The 5,672-nt window shown below is 37.9% G+C and carries 6 protein-coding genes (1 of these 6 only partly in view); all 6 read left to right on the forward strand.

Annotated elements, in window-relative coordinates:
• Nucleotides 1-183 precede the first annotated feature (183 nt).
• Nucleotides 184-1,392, forward strand: a complete 1,209-nt coding sequence (gene thrS, locus V7083_RS20830) for a threonine--tRNA ligase (protein WP_335481531.1) — start codon at nt 184-186, stop codon at nt 1,390-1,392.
• Nucleotides 1,393-1,571: 179 nt separating this feature from the next.
• Nucleotides 1,572-2,147 (forward strand): DeoR family transcriptional regulator, encoded by a 576-nt coding sequence (locus tag V7083_RS20835; protein WP_335481533.1) that lies wholly within the window; start codon nt 1,572-1,574, stop codon nt 2,145-2,147.
• On the forward strand, nt 2,144-3,766 hold the full coding sequence (locus V7083_RS20840) for a copper resistance protein CopC (RefSeq protein WP_335481535.1): 1,623 nt from the start codon (nt 2,144-2,146) through the stop codon (nt 3,764-3,766). Before V7083_RS20835 ends, V7083_RS20840 begins: the two co-directional genes overlap by 4 nt.
• A gap of 28 nt (nt 3,767-3,794) precedes the next feature.
• Nucleotides 3,795-4,424, forward strand: coding sequence for a YcnI family copper-binding membrane protein (locus V7083_RS20845; protein ID WP_335481538.1), 630 nt, complete (start codon nt 3,795-3,797; stop codon nt 4,422-4,424).
• 149 nt (nt 4,425-4,573) lie between these two features.
• The gene (locus V7083_RS20850; RefSeq protein WP_335481541.1) at nt 4,574-5,083 is read left to right on the forward strand and encodes a CBO0543 family protein; all 510 of its coding nucleotides are present in this window, start codon (nt 4,574-4,576) and stop codon (nt 5,081-5,083) included.
• Between the two features lie 82 nt (nt 5,084-5,165).
• A protein-coding gene (locus tag V7083_RS20855) for a DUF3189 family protein (protein ID WP_335481544.1) crosses the window boundary here: on the forward strand, nt 5,166-5,672 show its 5' portion. The gene runs 15 nt beyond the window's last position; only the first 507 of its 522 coding nucleotides appear in the window; the start codon lies at nt 5,166-5,168; its stop codon lies beyond the right edge, outside the window.

A 5,672-nucleotide genomic window follows, 5' to 3' on the forward strand; every position in this document is an offset into this window, starting at 1 on the left:
GTTATGGGGAAATGGGTTGACCAGAGTATCTATAACCGGGATGACCGTTATCTTATTGAGCATCAAACACGTATATCGTCGTGTTTAATGGAATTAGGGTGGTACCACGACCGCACTCGTCCCTTCAAGTAGGGATGAGTGCGGTTTTTTTTATTAAAAAAATGAAATTAGGAGGATGAAATTATGTCTAATCAATCAGAAGCGGAAAAAATAAACCATCGTAAGCTTGGCCAAGAGTTAGAATTGTTCACTTCAATCGAAGAAGCTCCAGGAATGCCCTTTATACTGCCAAATGGAATGGTCATCCGGAACGAGCTTGAACATTTTTGGAGAAAAAAACATCAATTAGCAGGTTATCAGGAGATAAAAACTCCTATTATGATGAAGCAAGAGCTATGGGAGCAATCCGGTCATTGGGAACATTATCATGAAAATATGTACTTCTCCAATGTGGATGAACAAAAGTATGCGATTAAGCCAATGAATTGCCCCGGAGCTATTTTAATTTACAACAGTAAACGGAGAAGCTATCGTGAATTGCCGATCCGATTTGCGGAACTTGGATTAGTCCATAGACATGAGCTTTCCGGTTCTTTAAATGGTCTATTAAGAGTTCGTTCCTTTACTCAAGATGATGCACATTTATTTGTTCGAGTGGACCAGATTGAGTCCGAAATCGAAAAGGTTTTGAAATTAATTGATGAGTTTTACGCTCACTTTGGTTTTGATTATAGAGTAGAGCTTTCTACTCGTCCTGAGGAATACATGGGTTCTGAAGAAGTTTGGGATCAGGCGGAGTTAGCCTTGAAATCAGTGTTGAGTAATAGCGAGGTGAATTTTAACATTAACCCCGGCGATGGTGCTTTTTATGGTCCAAAAATTGATTTTCATATCTTAGATTCACTTGGACGAAGCTGGCAATGTGGTACAGTTCAACTTGATTTTCAAATGCCGGAAAAATTTAATTGTACTTTTGTTGGTGAAGATAATAAGCTTCATCGTCCAGTTATGGTTCATAGGGCTATTTTTGGTTCAGTTGAGCGGTTTATGGCCATATTAATCGAACATTATGCTGGAGAGTTTCCCCTCTGGTTGGCTCCTGTTCAAGCAAAAATCTTACCAATTTCTGATGCCCAAGTAGATTATGCAAATGAAGTTAAGTCTCAAATGGGGTTAGCGGGATTGCGAGTCGAAGTCGATGATAGGGTAGAGAAGATTGGTTTCAAAATTAGGGAGGCTGAAAAACTTAAGATTCCTTATATGCTTATTATTGGTCAAAAAGAGGTCGAGAACCAATCTTTGGCGCTAAGAAAGAGAAAAGCAGGGGACCTTGGTGTCGTGAAAATTCACGAGGTAATGGAACAATTTAATAAAGAAATAAATAATCGTTAGTTTATTACAAAGCCTAACAGGATTCATTCCTATTGGGCTTTTCTTTTTTTATGTTAAAAAATGTGATTTATTGTGAAATATTGAAAAATAATCACACCGAATTCACATAAACACCTTGTTAATAATGCGAATATCGTTTACTCTACTAAAAGAGTAGTGTCAAAAAAGGGTGGTGCTAAATGTTACCGTTTGAACGCCAGCAACAACTATTAATCTGGTTGAAACAGGAAGGTCCGCTTTCTATCACAGAAATCAGCAAACGTTTAAATGTTTCAGAAATGACGGTGTATCGCGACATAAAGGTATTGATGGAGGATCGGAAGGTTGTTAAAACCTCAGGTGGAGTTTCCTTGGCGGAAACAAAGCAAGGATCTTCAACTGCATGCACGTATTGTTTAAAAGAGTCCAATACTCGGCACTCTGTTCAAATCATTACTCATGATTTAAAAATTGAACAACAATGCTGCCCTCACTGTGGATTAATGAGATACAGCGATATTGAAAAAGATGTATCACAAATTATCTGCAGAGACTTTTTGAGTGATACCACCATTAGTGCCAAAATGGCTTTTTATGTTATTGATTCAGATTTTAATTTGAACTGTTGCCAACCGCAAGTATTAGCTTTCGGTTCATTAAAACATGCTGAACAATTTCAAAGGGGGTTTGGAGGAGCATTACTGCCATTTGATAAAGCTATAAAAGAAATCAAGCAGCGAATGAATGGGCAAAAGGGATGTGGCTGTCACAAATGAGACGTTATCTTTTTCTATTCATTTCAGCAATAGTAGTTTTTCTATTTTTAAACCCTGCGTATACATCGGCTCATGCTTATATCATAAAATCAGAACCATCCGAAAATGAGATTCTCGATCAAGCTCCAAACCGGGTTTCCATTCAGTTCGATGAAACCATTCAACCAACGTTTCATTCTATCAAAGTATTTGATTCGGATGGGAAACAAGTGGATCAGAAGAATGGAAGAATTGATCCCCATCATGCCTCAATCATTGGAGCTGACTTGGAAAGCAATCTTCCAAATGGAACTTACACCGTTCAATGGAAAGTGGTGTCGGGTGATGGACACCCCGTTGAAGGAATCATTCCCTTCCAAATCGGTGAGGGGGAAAATAACCATATCGTTAATCAGAAGTCAAAGGGCTATACGCCTGGAATAGATTTAATGATTATTCGCTGGCTTCAATACATAAGCAATGCCATTCTTGTTGGGATGTTGTCTGTTACCCTATTCATTGTGCCTAAAGATTTGGTCGAGAACCTGAGGGTTCAGAAGGTCTTTAGTAAATTAACTACTTATTCACTCGCTATACTATGTGTCAGCATTTTATTGGGGTTGCCTCTGCAAACCACGATTGAATCTGGTTTATCATGGGGAGAGGTTTTTCATGCCGATGTAATGAGGAAAATGCTAACGAGCAGTGTGTATGGGAATGTGTGGATTTTCCAAGTGTTAACCCTAATCGTCCTGTGTGCTGCAGCGACTTTCATAGAGAAACCATTAAGGGAGTGGATTTCTCTGATCCTAGGGATGGGGTTGCTTGGGATGAAGGCCTTTACCAGCCATGCAGGATCGACTGAAAATGTGTTTCTTTCCGTAGGGATGGATTTTCTTCATCTTGGGTCCTCCTCCATTTGGATTGGTAGTTTAGTTGCCTTGATTGCCTTAAATCCATTTGCCAGAAATGCAGAAACTAAGCCATTATATATGAAATTCATCCGAACGTTTTCAAGATTCGGGGTAGTCATCGTGTTGGTTTTATCACTGACGGGAGTTTACGGGAGTTTCGTATATATTCCAACCTTCCGTTCACTTTTCCAAACGGATTACGGGAGAATCTTATTGGGTAAGGTGTTTCTCCTTATGGTAATGCTAGTGTTTGCAGCGGTAAATTTTTCAAAAGGCAAGCGAAATCGTGACCAAGGACTCAATAAAACGATATGGGGGGAATTGGTCTCTGGGCTCATCGTATTGGTTCTTTCTGTGATCTTAACGAATCTGCCAACGGCTGCTGCATCCCCCGGACCCATAAATGAAACAAAGAATGTACATGGCGATACGATTACTTTTGCAGCAACACCCAACGTAATCGGTAAAAACACCTTTGCCGTCACATTAAAAGACCGTCATGGACGTTCTATAAATAATGTCGAACAGGTAACCCTTACTTTCCACTCCCTGGACATGGAAATGGGTGAAGCTACATTACCCTTAAAAAAGGGCAAGGATGGCAAATATGAAGCTAGTGGCATGCATTTCAATATGGCTGGTCGTTGGGAAGTAAAAGTTCACGCCCTGACTAAAGATTTAGAGGCAGTAGACGCTGTTTTTAACGTGATTGTAGGCAGTCAGTAAAATAATAATAGAGGAGATATTATAGACCATGAAAAAGATTTTTAAAGTATTTTTACCAACTTTTTTAGGATTATTTTTATTTTCAAGTGTGGCTAGTGCCCATGTAACTGTAATACCTAATACATCAACTACTGGGGCCTGGGAAACCTATACGGTTAAAGTTCCGGTTGAAAAAGATGTGCCTACTACAAAATTTACTTTAAAAGCACCAGCTGGGTTGGAAATTATGTCCTATCAGCCTGTGCCAGGCTGGAATTATTCCACGGACAAAGATGAGAATGGAAAAGTGAAATCTATTACATTTGAAGCAACTGGAGAAGGCATCTTGCCTGGTCAATTCCAACAGTTTTCTTTTGTCGGGAAGAATCCTGATAAAGCTGGAGAAGTAGCTTGGGATGCATTCCAATTTTATAAAGATGGCAGCATTGTTGAATGGACAGGAGACGAAGGGTCAGACTCTCCGCATTCGATCACAAAAATAGTTTCTGGAGCGTCAACGGACCATCATGCGGCCTCGGATTCTGCTCAGCATGAGGAAAAAGGGCATGCAGAATCGACTAAAGCAGAAACAAAATCAGAATCTTTACCGCTTATTTTATCTATTGTTTCGGTCTTATTAGCGTTAGTTGCCTTGATCGTCGCTTTCCGAAAAAAATAAACCTTCTAACATAAACGAGAAATTTACCTTAGGTAGACTTCTCGTTTTTTTTATTGACTATTATTAGATTTTGTTCAGCAAAATGAATTTTTATTAATATATAAAGAATACTAATTTTAATATCCTTCTCTATGTAAAAGGAGATTTTAATGAAAGTAGAAATTTGGATTCTTATTATATCTATCATTATTACCATCATATTATTATGGAAATTTATTCCGAGAAATAAGATATTAGATGCTCATATTAGTTTTTTATTTATGCAGGTTCTAACATGGCTATTTGGATCGATTGTGTCAGAAGAAAAGTTAATCGTGTACCCAGTTCGTTTTATGGAGTATGCCTATAGGGTGAGTTTTACTTTTGAATATTTTATTTTCCCAGCGGTAAGTGCCATATATAACGTAAATTTCCATCGTTTGAATAATGTAAAATATAAGGTTGGCTACATGTTCTTCTTTCCATCGATCATTTCGGGTACAGAGGCTATCTTGGAGAAATACACGGATGTCATCAAATACATTCATTGGGCTTGGTATTGGTCCTGGATTACTATTTTTATCACTCTGCAACTTTCATATTGGTATTATCTTTGGTTTATGAAAAAAATGAAGGTGAAATTTACTATAGAAAATGAGGACTCTAGTTCTATGGAGTGAAATTAAAAAGGGCTCTGATAAAAGTGAAATAGCCGGGAGAACACCAAATTTTAAATAAAAATATAGCAAGGGATGAAATATTGTGATTTATATCTACAATGATTATGGCGGAACGCATACAACCTCTTTAGCTGCAGCGTATCACTTGAAACAATTACCACAATCAGAAAGAACCTTAACCTCGGAAGAAATCCTAAACGTAAACTTTTTTAATAAATTAACAAAAAAGGATTTCGGAAAACTTATTTTTCACGGAATCGATGATGAAGGTCATTCAGTATATACCATAGGGCGGAAACGGAACAAACTAGTTGTTCCTGCAATGAAGGAAATGATCTTACTTATGCAAGAAAAATTCCATGCGGATGAAAAAATAGTATTCTCCAATACCTCACCGACGGTTCCATTAGTAATGTCATTTGGAGGTTTTTTTTCAAGGGGCCTTAATATTGACTTTATTGGTGTACCTTTATTGGTAAAAGGTGCCAAGCAGTGCTGTGATAATATTTTTCGCCTGGTTGAAAACACGAAGCATGTTGGAAAAACTTCCTTTAATGAAAAGGTCATTATATTAGAAAATGAAATGTTT

Source organism: Bacillus sp. JJ1764 (assembly GCF_036962145.1).
Taxonomy (GTDB): domain Bacteria; phylum Bacillota; class Bacilli; order Bacillales; family Cytobacillaceae; genus Neobacillus.

Excerpts from the sequence above, each read along its gene's own strand:
- thrS (WP_335481531.1), top strand. The coding sequence starts at position 184 with ATGTCTAATCAATCAGAAGCGGAAAAAATAAACCATCGTAAGCTTGGC.
- V7083_RS20835 (WP_335481533.1), top strand. The coding sequence starts at position 1,572 with ATGTTACCGTTTGAACGCCAGCAACAACTATTAATCTGGTTGAAACAG.
- V7083_RS20840 (WP_335481535.1), top strand. The coding sequence starts at position 2,144 with ATGAGACGTTATCTTTTTCTATTCATTTCAGCAATAGTAGTTTTTCTA.
- V7083_RS20845 (WP_335481538.1), top strand. The coding sequence starts at position 3,795 with ATGAAAAAGATTTTTAAAGTATTTTTACCAACTTTTTTAGGATTATTT.
- V7083_RS20850 (WP_335481541.1), top strand. The coding sequence starts at position 4,574 with ATGAAAGTAGAAATTTGGATTCTTATTATATCTATCATTATTACCATC.